Raw genomic sequence first — 18,972 nt, 5'->3', positions numbered from 1 at the left:
ATCTCGATCGCGCGCAATGCCGGGCGTCGCGCTGACAGGCCTACCGCGCCCTGGCGCTGCAATTTGCCAACTTGATGGCGTTGCTGATCGCTGAGTTGGTCAGATGCTGCGCGGCATTCACGACCTTTGAAATCTGTCCTGGAAGCGCCGTGTCGCTCTCTACAGCGCGCCTCGAGTCAAACACTCGGCAGGACATGCTCAATGGCCCGATTTCACTCCGAAGCGCGTGTCATATTCAGGGATGGAAGGAGTATCGGGCCACGATCTGCCGAGCCAAGCGTAGTTCATGCGGTTCGATGGGACGACCCAGAACCCGGACGGCCTCCCGCACGCCTTCCAGGAAGGCATTTCGCAGACCCGCCTGGGTCAATGCAGTCAACCAGGCCGGCGCCGACGGCGGTGCCAGCGGATCTGCGTTGAGGCTTACACCTTCCACGATACGCCGCCAGAGTTCGTCGGGAGTCTGACCGATGCCGTCGAGGCAGATCGGCACCACTGCACTCGGAAAACCTGTCTCGATCGCGAGCATGAGCTGGACAGCGGCAAAGGATGGAACATTCGACAACTGAGCAGACAGGAAGCGCTCAATATCACTCTGTCCCATCGAAGCCCGGATCAGGCGATAGAGGTTGACGAAACGCTTAACCGCCCGCGGTGATTTTGCAGCTATCGGGCCCAAGGACATCAGCAGTTCCCGCTCGTCTACTGTCAAGGCCAGTAGGTCGGTGACTTCCTCGCGATCGCGCGGCGCAAACGGCTCCACACGCTCGAGCCAGTCTCTAGAAACTGCGGGCTCGGCGGCGGTCGGATCGGCAGGCCGGGCGAGAGGCACCGTCTGGGCCTCTGAGGTCGAACCAATCATCGCAGCCACGAAGCTCCGATATGCGTGATACTGCTTGCCATTCTCCGCCTCAGGGTCCCGAAGGCGCTTCACCCAGAAGGGAATCTGGAAGATTTTCTCCAGATAATCGGCGGCCTTGGCGCTTCCATCCGATCCCTTGAATTGCTCGTAGACAGTCTCAAGTGCGTGTTGAAGCCAATGCGCATCCACGGCGACGACTGCGATGAAGCAGTCATAGGCGAGTAGCAGGTGCACAGCCTGCAAGACCTGGACAACCTGTGCCTCGGTACAACGATCCAGATCGTCGATGTAGACGATGATTCGCTCTACGCTCTCGCCCGTCTCTTTGCGCCGACCGGCGGCAACCACCGCGCTCAATTGCTCGAAGCTGCGGCGTACGGCCGCTAACGAGCCGAGCTGGGCACGGACCGCAGCGACATCCGCCGAATCCTTGAGCAGAAATTCGAGCATAAGACTGGGCGCGCCAGCAAGGCCCGCCTCCGCGGCACCACGATATTTGGCGAGATAGGCCTCACGCTTGGAGCGTTCCGCAGCGGCCGCCTCAAATGCGGCCTTATGCCTGGCAAGCTGCTCTTTGGCGGCGAGCAGCTCTTCATCTGCCTTTTTTTGCCGCGCCGCGAGCTCCCGATTGAACATTCCCGCGACCCGCAGGGCCGGCAAGAGAAACGGGGCAACCGGCAGCAGGAACGCGAGCAGCGATGCGCATCGGACGACCCAGCCGATAGCTGGGGATACGTGAGGGAGCAGCAGAGCCCAGCCCCACCATAGCGTAAAGCCTATGACGGGGACCGCGAGCAGCGCCGCCCATCTCCGCCACCCCGCCTTCCAAAAATAGTCGATGGCTATCAGGATGACGCGCGTCATGTCGCCCGCAGCATTTGCGTAACGGCGTACCGCCTTCTCGCTAGGCTCGCGGCTTTCGTCGAACACCGCGTCTTTGAGCGCCATGATGGCGCTCTTTTCGCTCTTGCTTGCCTCCGACTTGTCGGCTTTCTCTTCCTCGCCAAGTAGAGCCAGGACCGCCTGTCCGGCAGCATCCGCAAGGGTAGATTGCCTTGCGTTCCGGGCCTTCTCGACTTGCTGCTCTGCCTTGGTAACAGCTGCCTGAGATTCCGACTGGGTCTTGAGCGTCGAGCGGAGATGCTCGGCTTCTTCGCCGGTTCGCTTCGCAACTTCCGCTACGAGGCTCGCGCCCCGCTGCGCCTCGGCGTGATCCAGCCCGCCGGAGGCGATCTGATCGAAAATCTCTGATGTGATCGATGCCCATAGGTTAGCGCTGTCCGCGAACGTCCAAGCGTTAAGCGACACCTGTATTATGTTGCGTATCCGCCGGTCCGCAGGGTCGGTCCCATCGGCCGTGGCTGTCGCGTTGTCAGTCCGGCGCTGCCGATCAACAGCTAGTGTGACCTGGTGTTGAATTTGCTTCAGCAGCGTGCTCTTGCCGCTGCCCCAGGCGCCGAACACGCCCACCGCCATGGGCGGCCCGGCAGATTCAAGTGTCAGAAGACCGGCAAGCGCCCGCGAGTCGTCACCTGATCCGAGCGCATCACGCCCGGCAAGCGCGCGATCATCAATATACTCCGGGCGAACTCTTCGCTCAGTGCGGAGGTCCGGCAGATCCCGGATGTAATCGGCGAACTCCCTGCGGTCTGCAGCCGATGTCGCAGCGATAAGTGTTTCAAGCAGTGCAGAACGGAACTGCTCGAACCCGTCCACAAAGAGGCCGAGCGATTGGAGGGCAGCTTGGCCGTCACGCGTGGAAAGCGCACCACCCCACATGAATTGCGCGGAAACCGCTCCCGCGCGCGAGCGTGTCCGGCGCTGCAAACGCGAGGCCGTCGCCAAGACCTCCACGAGATCCCATTTCAGGATCACCTGCGACGCCAAACCAAATTGGCGCGGGTCCCCAACTGACGCGGGTTCTATCGGCGGCAAGCGGAAATCGCTCCACGCGAACAGCCTATCACGCAGTGCGCCGTCGAATGGGCTCCCGAGCGACGTGAGCGCCGTCCGAAAATAAGCTTCGGCATCGACTATTGTCGGCTTGGGGTCCGGAACAGGTTCGTTAGCCAGTCTGTGTGCAGCTTCCTCGAGCACGGCAACCACACCGGGTGAAAGCAGGCGGCGGCTACCGCTTGATCGCTCGTTCAACTGATCGAGCCGAGCCGACGCGCCAACGAGAGCCTCGAAGGGGTCAGGTGGAAGCTCACCAGAGGCTTCCGAAATCGTCGCCTTCCCATTCGGTGACGCCTGATTGGGCTTCACTGGAGACGGCCTTGAAGGAAGACCGAGACGATGTGCCTTCCCGATTACTCTATTTCGGGAAATTCCCAACTCTTCGCCGATCTGCGTCCCCGTGAGGCCTGAATCCCACATCTCGCGCAGCCGCGTCACGCGTTCCGGCGTCCAGCCAGCGTCTCTATCTAGGGAGGCATTCTCTTCTTTAGGTGAAGTACTCATTGGACGCCCATCAAATCTTGGTTCCGCGCCTCGAACAACCTAGGGTTTGACTGCGACGGAGAGTGATTGGCCGGGTACCATCTGGTCGTCAATTTTCAAACCTCTCGGCTCCGAATTCCGTGCATTCATACCCTCCGCCTAATATTGAGGCTATGTTCAACGGGATCGTCCGCCACTCTGCGCTTGTTCACGCTCAAAGTCTCGAAGCCTCATCTGGCGATGTTGCCAGCCGCTGGCGATCGCGCCAGTCCCGAATCTTGCCCATTCGACACCCAATCTCGGGCAATACAGGGCAGCCTCCGGGCCGATAACTGTCCGACGGCTTTCATGGGCGCGATGACCATAGCCGCCAATCACCGATTGCACCGGGGACCCATCCGCAATCCAGTGTGACCGGGTATTGCTCTTGGGGATCGGTCTTGCGCCACTGATGACCGGGGCCTTGTCCGCGCCCCGCCGAGACGTGGCGAGTAGATGCGAGGAACGCCGCATCTTTAAAGGAACGACGTGTTACGCTAGCTTCTGGAACCCGGTCGGTGTCGCCGCAAAGCGGGGCGTCGCAGCCACTCCGTTCACACACATGCACGGCGCGCGCTTCGCCAATGGAAAGCTGGTCCTTCTGATCACGAACGCCTTCAGCAGTGCCAAGCATGCACCGCCTTCCTGTCTGACGCAGCTGGTCGAGCGTAACCGGCTTCTGCAGGCGATCGAACGGCAGCGCTCCAGACGCTTGTTGGTCGTTCAAGCTCCCGCCGGCTACGGGAAGACCGTTCTCCTGGCGCAGTGGCGCAAGCTCCTGCTCGACTCCGGCGCTTGCGTGGCCTGGATCGGGTTCGAGCCGCATGACGCCGATCCGGAGCGTTTCGTCGCAGGCATGGCATCGGCGCTCCGCCACGCCGGCCTCGACATTCCTCCCGAATATTGCGCACCTGGACACCAGCTCGGGCCGGCGGTGCTGCTGGAGGCCATGCTCGTGCTGGGGGACCAAGCTCGCCAGGAAACCTGGCTGTTCCTCGAGGACTGGCATCTGCTGAACGATGGGCCGGTATCCGAGCTCGTCGACGTTATGCTCCGCCGCATGCCGGGGAACTGGCATGTGGCGATTTCCAGCCGGGTGCGTCCAAAGCTCAACCTGATCGCGTTGAAGGCACAGGGCCAGCTCATCGAACTGGGCCAGGAGGACCTCCGGCTGAGCGCGGACGAGGCGGCAGCGCTCATGGCATCCGCCGGACTGTCGGCCGATGAGCTGGCCGAGCTCAGCCAGGTCACCGAAGGCTGGGCCATCGCCCTTCAGCTGGCGCAGCTCTGGTTCGCCGGCGATCGCTCACCGGCATCGCTGAAGGCATCGTTCATCACTTCGATCGAGGGGATGGCCGACTATCTCGCCGCCGAGATATTCGACGCCCTGCCGGGCGACCTCCAGGATTTCCTCCGCGAAAGCTCGATCTCGCCGCGCTTCAACGGCACGCTGGTGGACGCGATCCGGGGGCGCACCGATTCGGCAGCGTTCGTGGAACGGCTGAAGGCGCTGCACGGCCTGACGAGCCCGCTGGACGAAAGCCGCCAATGGCACCGACATCATCCCATCTTCGCGGAGTTCCTGGAGAGCGAGCGCCGCAAGCTGGCTCCCGAGCGGCTGGCGGCACTGCACGCGCGCGCCGCGGACTGGTTCGAAGGGCAAGGGCTGCTCTTCGAAGCGGTGGAACATGCGCTGCTGAGCGGCGACCAGCAGCGGACGATCGAGCTGGTCGAGAATGCCGGCTGCGTCGATCTCTGCATCCAGGTCGGCGCGCGGGCCGTGCGCGCGCTGCTCTTGCACCTTCCGGCGGAGGTGGTCCACGAACGGCCGAGGCTGCGGGCCGGCCATGTCGCGATGACCTTCAAGCTCGGCAGCATCGCGGAAGCCGGCCAGACGCTGCACGCGTTGAACACATCGCTGGTCGGGAAGGATATCGATCCCGGCCTCGAACGCGATCTCGCCGTCGTCGAGGGGCTGCATTTGTGCTTCATCGACCAGGCCCCTCCCCCCAACCCACGCGGCGCGCAGCGCAAGACCCTCGCCGATTTCGCGGAGCGCGACTGGTGGTTGAAGGGGCTGCTCCACAATGTGCAGGGCCGTGGGGAGATGCTGCGCGGCCAGTTCGACGCGGCGCTGGCGTCGCTCCGCCAGGCCTTCGAGATTTTCGATATCGGCGGAACCGGCCAGGCCCGTTTCATCATGCTGACCCATCAGGCAGTGAGCCAGTTGTTCCTGGGCAGGCTGTCGTCCGCCGAAGTCCTGCTGGCCGATGCGCGGATCGTGCTGAAGGCACAGCTGGAGAACAGCCCGGCCTTCGGGGCGATCGGCCATACTGTGGAAGCCAGGCTTCTCTATGAGCGCAATGCCCTGGCGCAGGCCGCCAATGCCGCCGAGCAGGCGCTCACCGGCCTGGAGCTCGCCGAAGGCTCGTTCGAGCAATATTTCATCGCCACCTATGTCGCGGCACGCTCCAGTTTCGCCACAGCCGGCATGACGGCGGCGATGCGCATGGTCGAGCGTGGCCGCCAGCTCGCCCGCTATCACGGCCTGCCGCGCATGGAGGCGCTGCTCGAGGGCCTGCACCTCCAGTTGCTCATCGACGATCGTCAATGGGAAGCTGCATCGCGCAAGGCTGGGCAGATCGGCATGTCCGCCGCCTCGGCAGAAGGCGACGGCTGGATGGAGCTCGACTTCTTCACGCCCGCTTTCTGCCTGCTCGCCCTGCACGAAGGGCATGACGGCGAGGCGCTGCGTCTTGCACAGGTGCTGACGGAGCGGTCGGCGGCGGGAAGGCGGACGCCCGCCAGAATCCGCGGGCACCTCCTGCTGGCGCTGGCGCACGCGGCACGCGGGGATCGCGAGCGCGCCGACATCGCCCTGAGCGAAGCGCTCGTGCTGGCTGCTGACGAGCAGATGCTGCAGCCATTCCTCGAAGTCGATCTGGCCGCACTTCTGCTGACGCCCGGTTTCGCGAAGACGATGACGCAGGCCTCGCCTCAGGGCGCCTTGCTATCGGACCTGCTTCCCCGGGTCATCGCCGCCGATTGTGCGAAGGACGTGGACCGGAAATTGACGGGTCGCGAACAGCAGATCCTGGCGACGTTGCAGGAGGGCCGTTCGAACAAGGTGATCGCACGCGCGTTCGATCTCTCCGAGGACGCCGTCAAATTCCACCTGAAGAATATCTTCCGCAAGCTCGGCGTGGACAATCGCGCGATGGCGGCGGCCGTCGCTTCGCACATCAGGCCGGTCCCCAACCCGGCCGGTGAGGGCATCCTACCCTAAAAACTGACTGACCTACCCTTCACCAGGCATCACTTTTTGCCGCGGTCTGCGCAACGCATCGCCACGATACCGGCGGCTCGCGAGCGAGTCTTGCCGCCAAGGTCGACGGGGGCAAGATGAGCAGCAGCAATGATCGCGGCACGGCGTGTGCGGGCGGATATTCGCCGAGCCGGAAGCAGGCAGCGCGATCCTGGTGGATCCTCGCGATCCTTGCCGTCGTCATGGCCGTGATCGCGCCGGGCGCGGCACTCGCGGCAACGCCGACGGTCAGCTCCGTCTCGCCCGCTATCGGGCGGACCGTCAATCCGGACGCGGTGACGATCACGGGCACGAGCTTCAGCGCATCGGGAAACAGCGTCACCTTCGACGGCGTCGCCGGCACCATCACGGCGGAAAGCCCGACGTCGATCACCGTCACGCCGCCCGATCATGCCGCGGGCTCGGTCAGCGTCAGGGTTACCAACGCGGGCGGCGAGTCGACCTTCGGGCCGGGCGGCTATTACTATGTCGAGCCGCCAAAGGTCGTCGCGACGTTCGGCGCGACCTCGATCGCGAACGGGGGCAGCACCACGCTCACGCTGACGGCCTCCAACCCGAACCCGGTCCCGCTCGGCGGCATCACGATCGCGGCGCGGGTCCTGCCGTCAGGCCTTACCGGCTCCCTGGCCGGGGGCACCTGCAGCGCCGGGGCCGTTTCGGGCAATGCGGTCAGCCTGAACACTACGAACCTGAGCGCCAACGGCGACTGCACGGTGATCGTCACGGTCACTTCGACGGCCCCGAACACCTACAGCTACACCACCGGCACCATCGCGGCGACCGGCGCCAACACGACGGGCTTCGCGCTCCCCGGCGACACCGCAACCACGCCGACGGGGCTCACCGTCGCCAGTTCGACCAACGCCAATCTGTCCAATCTGGCGCTGTCGCAGGGCACGCTTAACCCGGGTTTCAGCGCCGGCACGACCGCCTACACCGCGTCCGTCGCCGCCAATATAACCTCGCTCGACGTCACACCCGCCGTCGCAGGCCCGGCAGGCACGACGGTGACGGTCAATGGCAACCCCGCAACCTCGGGCAGTCCGACAAGCGTCGCTCTGAACTTCGGCGCCAACGCGATCACCGTCCGAGTCACTGCGCAGAGCGGCGCGACCAGGGACTATGGGATCACGGTGACGCGGACGGCTGACGTGCCGACGGTAATCTCGGTCTCGCCGGAAGTCGGCCCTGGTGCGGGCGGCATCGTGGTGATGATCACCGGAACCGGATTTTCGGCGGCCGCCCCCCAGCATGCCGTCAAGTTCGGAGCCACTGAAGCCACATATACGGTCCTCAACGACAACCAGATCAGCGCCATCACACCGGCGCGTATCGGCGGCGGGGCCACCGTCACTGTCACGACGCCCGGCGGGACCAGCGCGACGAGCGCGGGGAGCGTCTTCACCTATGTGCCGGTGCCGGTCGTCAGCACAAGCTCGCCGGCGAGCGGCCCGGTTGGGGGGGGCACCAGCGTGAGGATCACCGGCAGCGCCTTTGGCAGGTCGGCTGATATGGCAGTCAAATTCGGCGCGGTCGGCGCGTCCTATACGGTCTTCAGCGATACGAGGATCGACGCAACAGCACCTCCGGGTAGCGCAGGCACGGTCGACATCACCGTCATCAGCCCCGGCGGGACCAGCCTGACTTCACCTAGCGCCGTGTTCACCTATGTCGCGGCACCGACGCTCAGCGCGGCGTCGCCGGACAGCGGTCCGACCGCGGGCGGCCAGGCCGTGACGCTGACCGGCACCGACCTCACCGACGCGACGCTCACCATCGACGGTGCGTCCGTGGCGATCGGCTCGAACGATGGCACCAATCTCGCCTTCACGACTCCGGCCCACCTCTCCGGTTCAGTCCCCGTCGTGGTGACGACCGCAGGCGGCTCGGCGACTGCCAGCTACACCTATGTCCTCCGGCCGGCGGCCGGGAACCTCTCCAGCATCACGGTCCTCTTCAATACGCCCAGGACGATCAACGTTGCAGCCGCCATTAGCGGCAGCCACACGAGCATCGCGATCGGTACCGGGCCGGCGCACGGCACGACCAGCATCGCTGGCGACGTGATCACCTACACACCGAACGCCAATTATGTCGGCGCGGACAGCTTCACCTATACGGCGACCGGGCCGGGCGGCATTTCGGCCCCCGCGACGGCAAGCCTGACGGTGAACCAGGGCACGCAGACCATCCAGTTCGCCGCGCTCTCCAACACCTCGCTATCGCCCACGCCGCTCATGCTGTCGGCCACGGCGAGCTCGGGCCTGACGGTCAGCTTCTCCACGAGCACCACTGAGGTCTGCACCGTCTCGGGCACCACACTCGCGCTGGTCGCGACCGGTACCTGCACGATCGATGCCGACCAGGCAGGCGACGCGAGCTACGCCGCCGCGTCGCGGGTCTCGCGGAGCTTAACCGTTACCCCGGCGAGCCTGGCGATCAGCCCAGGCACGCCTTCGGACATCGTCGTCAGTGCGAGCTACGACCAGCGCAACCTGGCCGCGGGCGGTGTCGCACCGTACACCTATGCCCTCGCCTCAGGTACGCTTCCGGCCGGCACCGCGCTCGATCCGGCCTCAGGCACGGTCACGGGCACACCGACCACCGCAGGCGCATTCAGCTATGCGATTCAGGCGACCGATAGCCAGGTTCCGGCAGTCACCGCCACCGGCTCGACCGTCTCGGGCATGATCGCCAAGGGTAGCCAGGCGATCAGCTTTACGTCGGCCGCCCCCGGCGCGGCCGTGGGCGGCGCGCCCTACACTGTCACCGCGACCGCGAGTTCGAGCCTGGGCGTCGTTTATTCGCTCGACGGCGCCAGTACGGGCTGTGCGCTTTCGAGCAGCACGGTGACCTTCACCGGCACCGGCACCTGCGTGATCGACGCCAACCAGGCGGGCGATACCAACTGGAACGCCGCACCGCAGGTCCAGCAGAGCTTCGCGATCGGCGCGGCGGGAGCAGTCAGCCTCAGCGTCGCCTATGCGCCGACGCCGATCACCTCGGGTGCGTCGGGCACGCTGACGCTCACCTTCAGCAACCCCAATGCCGCCGTCACGCCGGCGTTCAGCAGCGAGTTGCACTCGAACAATATCGTGTTCACTCGCGCATCGGGCCTGGGCGGCAGCTGCGGTATCCCGGCGAGCAGGACTTCAGCGCCGTCGACGTCGCAGGTTAGCTTCACCAACATCCAGATCCCGCAAGGGACCTGCACGGTGACCCTGCCCTATATGGGCGCGGCGCCGGGCACCGCGAGCTGGGCCTTCGACGGCTTCACACCTTCCGGCTATCCCGCGACACCAGGTGCGACCAGCAACGTGGCGACCGTGCTGCCCTCGGTCACCTCGATCTCGCTGGCCACCGGTCCGGCAAGCCAGGCCGTGACGATCAGCGGCACCGGCTTCAGCACGACGCCGGGGGACAATATGGTCCATTTCGGCAGTGCCACCGGCACGGTCACCGCGGCGAGCGCGGCCTCGCTTACCGTCACCGCCCCCGCCACCGGCGGCGGCACGGTCCCCGTTTCCGTGACGGTCAACGGCCAGACCAGTCCCGGCAGCGTCACCTACACCTTCATCGACAAGCCAGTCGCAACCGATAAGCCGGGCGTGGCGGTTCCGTACAACGGCACGGGCACCGCGATCGACCTCGCAGCCTCGATCACCGGCGGTCCGCACAGCGCGATCGCGGTCGCGACGGGGCCGGCGCACGGTACGACCGGCGTCGCAGGCGATGTCGTCACCTACAGGCCGGCCACCGGCTATTCTGGTCCCGACAGCTTCACCTACATCGCGACCGGCGCAGGCGGCACGTCGGACGCCGCGAGGGTGAGCGTCACGGTCGCCACGCCGGTGGCGCCGATCGCTGCCGACACGGCCATGGCGGTGCCCTATGCGGGCACGGGCACGGCGATCGACTTGTCGGGCACGATCTCGGGCGTGCATACCAGCATCGCAATCGGGACGGCACCGGTGCACGGCACGGTGACGATCGCGGGCGATATAGTGACCTACACTCCGAGTGTCGGCTATTTCGGTACGGACGGCTTCACCTACACCGCGACCGGCCCGGGTGGCACCTCGGCACCCGCGACGGTGAACCTGACCGTGGCGACGCCGGCGATACCGGTCGCGGCGAACAAGTCCGGCGTGGGGGTGCCCTATGCAAGCGCCGGCACGGCGATCGACCTCTCGGGCTCGATCACCGGCGTCCGTTCCAGCCTCTCGATCGGCACCGCGCCCGCGCACGGCACGGTGAGCATTGCCGGCGAAGTGGTGACGTACACACCGGCCGCCGCTTATTATGGCGCGGACAGCTTCACCTACACCGCGACCGGCCCGGGCGGCACTTCGGCGCCCGCGACGGTCACGCTGACAGTGGCAACCCCGACCGCGCCCACCGCGTCGGACAAGAGCGGCACCTCGGTGGCCTATGGCAGCACCGGCACGGCGATTGATCTCGCCGGCTCGATCACCGGAACCCATAGCGCGCTGGCGATCGGCACGGCGCCCAGCCATGGCACCGCGACGGTGAACGGCGATATCGTCACCTATATGCCGGCCAGCGGCTATTATGGAGCGGACAGCTTCACCTACACCGTCACCGGCCCCGGCGGCACCTCCGCCCCCGCGACGGTGAGCCTCACCGTGGCGACCCCGCCGCCGCCGGTTGCGGCGCCGGGTGCCGGCTCGGTCGCCGGCAGCAGCACCAGCGCGGGCACCAGCGTCAATATCGACCTGTCCTCGCTGGTGTCCGGCGTCTACGATACGATCCGCATCGACACCGTATCGGCGCACGGCACCGTGACGCTGAGCGGCGGCGGCACCGCGATGGCGCCCGGCGCCGTCACCCTGGCCCTGGCGGCCCCCGCCCCGTACATCGCGACCTACACCCCTGCGGCGAACTATACCGGCACCGACAGCTTCACCTATGTGGCGGTCGGTCCGGGCGGCACCTCGGCGCCGGGCATGGTGACGATCACCGTTACCGGCCAGGCGCCGGAGGCGGCGCCCAAGGCGGCGAAGACCGGCGACGGCCAGACCGTATCGGTGATGCTGACCGACGGCGCGCGCGGGGGCCCGTTCACCGCAGCGACGGTGGTGAGCGTGTCGCCGACGAACGCAGCCACGACCAGCATCGTCGCGAGCGGCAGCGGTGCCTATCGCCTCGACGTGACGCCGAACAACCGCTTCGGCGGAGCAATCGCGATCACCTACACGCTGAGCAATATCCATGGCACCTCGGCGCCGGCGACCGTGACGCTCACCGTCGAGGCCCGTCCGGATCCGCGGGGCGATCCTAATGTCGGCGCGATCAGCGATGCCCAGGCCGAGGCGGCGCGCCGCTTCGCCCGGGCGCAGGTGTCCAACTTCATGCGCCGCAACGAGCAGCTTCATCATGGCGGCGGCTATACGGGCATGGACATGGGCCTCACGCTTGCCGCGCGCGACGCCTCCTCGACGATGCAGCGCCCCGACGACAGGAATTGGGGTCTGGCGATAACCGAGCGGATGCGCATGTCGGGCGAGGATCCAGCGATCGGCCGTTACGCCAACGACGCCCAGTCGCCGCTGTCGCACGGCGATACGCTCGGCAACGGCCGGATGCTCGCCACCGACCCGCATGCGGTAGGTGCCGCGCCAGGCGCCCCGTCATCCCTCGCGCGCGACGCGAGCGATGACGGCAAGCGCCGCATCGGCTCGGTCGCGACCTGGGCGGGCGGCTCGATCGACATCGGCACGCGCGATGCGACGACCGACCGCGCGAAGGTGACCGCCACCACCGCCGGCCTCAGCGCCGGCGTCGATATCAAGCTCGCCGAGAATGTGCTGGTCGGCGCGGGCGGCGGCTATGGCAACGACCTCAGCCGGATCGGATCGGCGGCGCAGGTACGCAGCAAGAGCACGCTCTATGCCGCCTATGCCAGCGTCCAGCCGATCGACAACGCGTTCATCGACGCCATGATCGGCCGTGGCGGGCTGGACTTCACCACCCGGCGCGTCGCCGCGACGGTGAATAGCGCCGCCATTGGCAATCGTGGCGGCAACTACACGGTCGGTGCGATCTCCGCGGGAATCGACCAGAACAGTGGCGCGCTGATATGGTCGATCTACGGGCGCGGCGAATATATGGGCGCTGGTCTCGACTCCTATGCCGAGACCGGGGCCGGACGCGACAATCTTCGCTTCGCCGCGCGCCAGGTGGAATCGATTACCGGCACGCTCGGCGGTCGCATCGAATATCGCCAAAGGCTCGGCTTCGGCTCGGTGACGCCGCGGATCCGGGCGGAGTGGAACCACGAGTTCGCCGATGTCGATGCCCAGTGGCTCGACTATGCCGATATCCCGGGCAGCGCGATCTACGCCCTCTCCGGCAATGGCTGGAAACGCGAGCAGCTCCAGCTGAGCCTGGGTACGCGCTTCGATATCCTCAAGGGCGGCTGGTCGTTCGACTTCGAGACCGGCCTGCGCGCAGGCCAGGGAGAGAAGGCCGGCACATTGCAACTCCGTATGTCGAAGGAATTCTAGGACGCGTCGAATAGGCTCTCCCGATACCCCCCGCGGAAATGCCAGGAAATCAGGAGCGGAAATCATGTTCGAGGTAGAATACAAATTCAGGGAGCCGGATGAAGAATTTGATCGCGAGATCGAACTGAAAATCCGTACCTCCGGTACTGATGTATTCTTCGATCGCTTCACGCACGGTAGGGACCTTGCCCTGGTGCCCCGGCCTCGGCCAGCTTGCGACTTAGCTCGACCGCCTCTTTCGCAGCCTTCAGCGCACTTTCGTAGGCAGCGACAGCGGCCAGCTTCCCCGTATCGCCAAGCAGGACGATGCTGCGCTGATATCACTCGCGGTGCCGGCTTGCCTCGCTCAGAAACGAGCGCTGAGACCTAGGCGAATGGCCCGCGGTCGCAACGGAGTAATTTGATTGCGCTCGGTCAGGCCGAACGGGTTTCCAAAGGCGAAGCTGTTCCCGCGAACATCGCCGAGATTCGTCAGGTCCAGCGAAACGACGAACCTCCCGAAGCTCAATTGGCCGCCGATGTCGCCGACGACATAATCCCCTTGCGGGATATCGAGTAGCGACCCGACTCCCAATCGCGACGAGCCCACATGGCGCAGCGAAGCCTCGCTGCTGAGCGTAACGCCGGATGCGATCTCGCGGCGCCATGCAGCAACGACATGTGCGCCGGTGCGCGCCACATTCGGCAGGGTCCGCTCGCCGGCTGCCACAAACTCCGCCTCGGGTGCATACAGATCGCTGTTGTTCAGGAACGCCGATGCCGTGATCGCCAAGGTCTGAGAGGGGCGCCAGACTATGTCGCCATCCAGGCCATAGATTCTCCCGCTTCCGATGTTGGCCGTATAGGGAAGACCAGAGCGATCGATGAGATCGGCCTGGATATTGTTCCAGTCGGCGTAGAAGATTGCGGCGCGGATCGACAGACGTCCATGTTCCTTGCGGCCAAGTCGAATGCCGAATTCGCCCATGATCAGGTCATCGGTCGCGAACTTACGCGATTCCAGCGCCGATCCCGCCGGAGCGACCGCCAGGCCGCCGGCCCGATATCCCTGCTGATAATGAAAGAAGGTCGAGAACTTCGCGCTGGGGTGCCAGTCAAACGCCAAGGTCGGCGAGAACCGGAGCTCGTTGCTGAACGGCTCCTTTGACTTCTCCACGGGGCTGTCGAGCAGGTTGCCGACGCTTCGAGCGAAGGTGAGTCGTCCACCGATCGTGCCGGTCAGGCGATGGAGCAACGGCCTCGATAGCTGGCCGAAGACCGCCGCCTCCGCCTGCCGATTTACAACGCCCGCGATCCGCGTTGGGGCGTCAGGGGCCCCGAGCGAACGAGACAATGCGCTGATGTTGTAGATGGCCGAAACGCCCAGGACCCAAGGGTAATTCCTGCTCCCTCCCGACAGCCGCGTTTCGTGGCTGATGAGGGCGATGTTGTTGTTTTCCTCATAGCGGGCGGGCGACGCCGAACCGTCATGGCCCGTCGCATCGAAGACCGTCTTCAGGTCATGCCGGACGATCGACGTCGTCGAAACAAACTCGGCGCGCCCGATTGGCCGCCGGGCGGTGAGATAGGCCAGGTAATAGGTGTTCTTGAAGGGCTGGGCGATCGCGTTGTCCCGGGTCAGCGGCGGATCGCCCCGAACCGTATATTGCCCGTCCTGGGTGGAGGTGTTGTGGGTGGCGGTACCGAAATCGACGGTGAGCCCCCACAAATCCTCGACACGCCACGCCATCCGCTGCCCGTAGCTGGTCGTGTTGTTGATATTCCGCCGCTTGCGCGCGGGCGCGTCGATATACCCCGCTTCGCGGGTTCCGAACCCGACGAAGCGAACGGCGACCCGACCATCTGCTATCGGCAGATTGAGCATCGCGGCGCCGTCGCCGCCCACGCCGCCTGACTGGGTCCCGCTGATGCCCATCGATATCGTCGTCGACAGCGTATGCGTGTCCGGTTCGTTGGGAACGAGGCGAATGATGCCGCCGAGCGAACTCGCGCCGTAGAGTGTGCCCTGCGGCCCCGCCAGCACCTCGATGCGCTTCATGTCATAGAGGTTCAGGTTCGGATCCGGCGCATTGTAGTTGAGCCGGACATCTCCAAGATACTGGCCGACCGTGGCCTGTGTCTGGCCGTTGAAGCTACTGTCCGCGATACCGCGGATGAACAGCTTGTTGCGCGCGGAACCGAGATTGGTGGACCCGACCGAGGGAAGCAGCTTCGTGATCGCAGCCGTGCCTCCGGCGGCATTGCGCGCCACCCAGCCCGGATCGAACTCGACGAGCTTGACCGATCCTGGATAGGAGTCGATCGGGATATCCTGCTTGCTGGCGGTGACGACGATTTCCGGGGACCAGTCAGGCTGGATCACCGGTGCAGCCGGCGGCGCGCGCTTCACGGGTTTCGGTTTCGACGGACGCTTCCACACGATGCGAACGGTATTGCGGTCATAGAACAAGGCTTCGGTGCCGGTTCCCCGCAGCGCGTGCTCGAGCGCGGTGCGCAAGGGGAAACTGCCTCGCACTCCGGGGGATCGGCGGGCGGCCAGGTCCGGATCGGTTACCGCGATCGTGGTTCCGCTCTGTTCGCCCAGGGCAGCCACGACGTCACCGAGACGGCCGGGCGGGACGTTGAAACTCTGGGCATGGGCTGTGCCGATGCCGAACATGGCAGTCGCGGCAAGTGCCGCCCCCTTAACGTTCCGCACCGGCAGCGGTCATCGTCCAGCCCTCGGCGTTCTGTGCGAACGTCACATCCAGGGCCGGTGTCAGACGCCGAAGCTCGTCGGGGCCGGTTCCGCGCAATGCGATCGCGCCGGAGAACGGACGGTCCGCGATGTCGGGGGATGCGGTGATCCGCATGCCGAGCGCCCTGCCGAGGTCTGTTGCCACCTGCGAAAGAGGTTCCCCGGAATAGACCAGCCGTCCTCGCTGCCAGGCGCCCACCGCACCGATGGTGGTCCTGGTCACGCGAAGCGGACCAGTCGAGGATGAGTCCAGCACCGCCTGTCCGGCGTCGAGCGAAAGCGTCTGCCTCCCGGATTTGTAGAGAACCTTGCCCTCGGCGACGGCGACGCGCACTGCCGCGGCATCGCGCACGACGTTGAACACGGTTCCGACATCCACGACCTTGCTGCCGCCGACCTCGAGCGTGAACGGCTTGGCGCCGTCATGCTGGACCTGAAAGAGCGCTTCGCCCGCCTCCAGCGATGCGAAGCGCCGATCCGCACGATCGAAGCGCATGCGGGTCGAGCCGTTGAGCGTGACCTGGGTGCCTGGCTCCAGGCTGATGATCTTTCGCTGCCCGGGACCGGTCGCCACCTCGTAGCGACTGGGTGAGGCCTGCGGCACGAACAGGAGCGCCGCCGCGACTGCCGCGGCAGCCGCGCCACCGCCGAGCCCCCACCAGTGCCATCGCGGACGATGCTGCCCGGTTTCGATATCGGCATCATTCGCAGCTTCCCGGAAGCTTACCGCGGGCAATAGCGGCTCTATGGCGAGGTCGGCCTGCTCGATCTCGTCATAGGCCACCGCATGAAGCGGGTCTTCGGCCAGCCACTGCGCAAACGCCTTCCATGCCGCGTCGTCGCCGTGGCGAAGGCGGATGTGCCATTCGATGGCCTGTGCGCGAGCGCTGTCCTGTGCCTCAGATGTCATGACGACCTCTCTCGATCCTGAGATGCCGCGGATTGCCGCCATCCCCATCAAGACGGAATTTTGCGGCCGCAATGGCCTCATAGGCGCGGGCGAGGTGCTTTTCGACCGCGCTGATGCTGATGCCGATATCCTCGGCGATCCGGCGCTGGGGCTCACCATCGATCCGGAAGCGGCGGAAGATGGTGCGGGTCCGATCAGGCAGTCCGTCCAGCACGCGCTGCAGGAGGGCGAGTTGCTCGCGAGCGATGAGATGCGTCTCGGCCGACGGCTGCTCGTCTACTTCCCGCTCCTGCCCGCTATGCGCTTCGACCCAGTCCTCCTCGCGCCGCGCGCGTCGTCCGGCGGTCCGGCGCAACCCGAGGAAATGGTTGTTGGTCATGCGATAGAGATAGGCGCGTTGTTCCGCGACGGGGCCGATCTTCTCCACGAGCAGCTTGAGATGAACCTCCTGGAGGATGTCGTCCGCCTCGTCCGCGGTGGCCCCCCGCAATGTGAGATAGCGCAACAGCGCAGGACGCGCCGCGGTGAAGGCCCCGACTAGACCGCCACTGGCAAGACCCTGCTCATCGCGCTCGTCCTCCGACATGCCGTGGTACTAGCCCCGGAGCCGGCCTCTAACAATCCGGTGCCGAGGGCGTAACGAACAGGTGGCGCCGATTGCCGCCCGGCCCAGCCCCTTTTCGTGATGTCCATTGCACTGCCGCGAGCGACCATGCCTTTTTTGATGAGGATGGTCGACGGCGCCGGTGTCTCAGGCAGGAAAGGAGACAACCGGTGCGCAAAGAAACGCTGACGGACCTCGAAGTCACGGTGCTCGCACTCGCCTGCCGGGACCCATTGTCGAGCATTCTGCCGAAGAAGCGATTTTCGTTCCCCCTGCTCGGCGCGTCCGCCCATCTGCCATTGGCGAATCCCCGTCTGGAAGCGCTTCGCCGCTTCGCGATCCTGTATCGTCTTCACGGACGCGCCTTGGCACTGGCCGAGCACGAACGCATCTGCGGCGCCGGCTATGATCCGCGACAGATCGACGCGATCCGAGCCTTCGTCACGCGAGCATCGTTCCGGAAAGACAGCGCGACAAGCGCCCTCACGAGAGTCGTCCGGCGTTGGCGAACCGTCCTTGCGAGCTGGCGACGGCCCCGATTCCGAAGCCCCCTTCATTCCATCCCCAACAGCTCCCGCGAGCCCCGCGGAGCCATTTCTGTGAGAGTATCCGTGAACAATCCAATCAGCACTTCCTTCTGCCTCGCAATCTCTGCCGTCATTACGACGCTCTCGATCCCTCCGGCCCTGGCGCAATCGCAAGGTCAGTCCGGATCTGAGCAGCAGAGCAAGGATCATGTCGTGATCGGTGTGGGCGCGGGTTATGCTCCGGCATATCAAGGCGCCGAAGACTATCGCGTCATGCCGCTTCCCGTGATCGATATCGCGTGGGGACCATTTTTTGCCAATTTGCGTAACGGCATAGGCGTCAACGCCATCGACACGGATCACGTCACGATCGGAGCGAGCGTGGCAGTGATGCCGGGCTATCGCAGCAAGGATGCCCCGCAAGGGATCGGCAAGCTGACGTTCGGCGCCGGTGCCCGTGGCTTCATGAACCTCAAGGCAGCAGGCTTCGTCGCGACGATCGGCGCAACCAAGGGCTTCGCCGGGAATACCAAGGGCCTCGTCGCGGACCTCAGCCTCTCCCGGCCGGTTTTCGTATCGTCCCGTTTCATGCTCATTCCCTCGATCGGGACGACCTGGGCGGACGGGAAGCACAACGACCGCTATTTCGGGGTGAATGCGGCGCAAGCCGTTGCCTCGGGCCTGCCGCAATTCCGTGCGGGTAGCGGTTTCAAGGACGCTTCGGCCACACTGACCGTCCAGTATCGCCTGACCGATCGCATCAGCCTCGGCGCCACCGGCGGCGTCACGACGTTACTCGGGAACGTCCAGGACAGCCCGATCGTCGCCCACAAAACCCAGCCGCTGGGTTTCTTATCGCTCTCCTATCGTTTCGGCCATTGAGGGGACACGTCGATCGATCCTGAACTATTCAGGTGAGAGCGGATCCGATCGGTGGGGAGGCCCAGCCTGCTTCCCCACCGATCGAGGGCCTCCAGCTTCCATGCCGCGGGGATTCCTCGT

Annotated in this window: 8 protein-coding genes; 3 read left to right on the top strand and 5 right to left on the bottom strand. The window is 65.4% G+C overall.

What is annotated here, in order from left to right; genetic code table 11:
* Positions 1-235: 235 nt before the first annotated feature.
* The gene (locus tag GGR46_RS05775) at positions 236-3,238 is read right to left on the bottom strand and encodes a P-loop NTPase fold protein (protein WP_425506541.1); all 3,003 of its coding nucleotides are present in this window, start codon (positions 3,236-3,238) and stop codon (positions 236-238) included.
* Between the two features lie 664 nt (positions 3,239-3,902).
* On the opposite strand from GGR46_RS05775, the gene GGR46_RS05770 reads away from it, so the two are divergent.
* A complete protein-coding gene (locus tag GGR46_RS05770; protein ID WP_183995380.1) occupies positions 3,903-6,626 on the top strand; it encodes a winged helix-turn-helix domain-containing protein in 2,724 nt (907 codons plus the stop codon).
* Positions 6,627-6,742: 116 nt separating this feature from the next.
* A complete protein-coding gene (locus tag GGR46_RS05765) occupies positions 6,743-13,192 on the top strand; it encodes an IPT/TIG domain-containing protein (RefSeq protein WP_183995378.1) in 6,450 nt (2,149 codons plus the stop codon).
* Between the two features lie 49 nt (positions 13,193-13,241).
* On the opposite strand, the gene GGR46_RS25710 is transcribed toward GGR46_RS05765, so the two are convergent.
* From GGR46_RS25710 to GGR46_RS05750, 4 genes are all read right to left on the bottom strand, one after another.
* Positions 13,242-13,367, bottom strand: a complete 126-nt coding sequence (locus GGR46_RS25710; protein ID WP_281396561.1) for a hypothetical protein — start codon at positions 13,365-13,367, stop codon at positions 13,242-13,244.
* 171 nt (positions 13,368-13,538) lie between these two features.
* Complete coding sequence (locus GGR46_RS05760) at positions 13,539-15,851, bottom strand: TonB-dependent receptor (RefSeq protein ID WP_183995376.1); 2,313 nt, start codon at positions 15,849-15,851, stop codon at positions 13,539-13,541.
* A gap of 25 nt (positions 15,852-15,876) precedes the next feature.
* Positions 15,877-16,839 (bottom strand): FecR family protein, encoded by a 963-nt coding sequence (locus GGR46_RS05755; protein ID WP_183995374.1) that lies wholly within the window; start codon positions 16,837-16,839, stop codon positions 15,877-15,879.
* Positions 16,829-17,425 (bottom strand): RNA polymerase sigma factor, encoded by a 597-nt coding sequence (locus tag GGR46_RS05750; RefSeq protein WP_183995372.1) that lies wholly within the window; start codon positions 17,423-17,425, stop codon positions 16,829-16,831. The genes GGR46_RS05755 and GGR46_RS05750 overlap by 11 nt, the downstream gene beginning before the upstream one ends.
* Positions 17,426-17,613: 188 nt before the next feature.
* Here GGR46_RS05750 and GGR46_RS25705 point away from each other — a divergent pair, with 188 nt between their 5' ends.
* Positions 17,614-18,852, top strand: coding sequence for a MipA/OmpV family protein (locus GGR46_RS25705; protein WP_183995370.1), 1,239 nt, complete (start codon positions 17,614-17,616; stop codon positions 18,850-18,852).
* Positions 18,853-18,972 lie beyond the last annotated feature (120 nt).

Source organism: Sphingomonas kyeonggiensis, assembly GCF_014196745.1.
GTDB classification, from domain to species: Bacteria; Pseudomonadota; Alphaproteobacteria; order Sphingomonadales; family Sphingomonadaceae; genus Sphingomonas; species Sphingomonas kyeonggiensis.
This window is presented reverse-complemented; position numbering and strand designations above follow the sequence as displayed.